The organism is Bacillus sp. AFS001701 (assembly GCF_002559405.1).
In the GTDB taxonomy this organism is placed as follows: Bacteria; Bacillota; Bacilli; order Bacillales; family Bacillaceae_G; genus Gottfriedia.
This window is the reverse complement of record NZ_NTZO01000360.1, coordinates 1-233: the sequence shown is the minus strand read 5'-3', so window position 1 is coordinate 233 and position 233 is coordinate 1. Positions and strand designations below refer to the sequence as shown.

Below are 233 nucleotides of genomic sequence, written 5' to 3'. Positions count from 1 at the left end.
TGATCGTGGTGCCGGTCAGCCCGTGGCCGGAAAGCCAGGTGCGCGTCGCGCCGAGGAACGCATCCTGCGATCCGAAGATCCGGGACGACAGCGCCTCGGCGTAGTTGCTCGCAGAAGGGATCAGCATGGCGGCCAGGGCATCGTGCAGCGACATCGAGGTGCCGGTGGGCATGGGGGCGATGGTCGCGCCCTGCACGTAGTAGCGGTCGTAGAGGTCGTGGTCGGCCTCGGTG

The 233-nt window shown here is 68.2% G+C and carries 1 protein-coding gene; it reads right to left on the bottom strand.

All coding sequences use genetic code 11. From position 1 onward, the window contains the following. On the bottom strand, positions 1–233 hold a 233-nt coding region (locus tag CN514_RS19675; RefSeq protein ID WP_217993945.1), incomplete at both ends, for a hypothetical protein.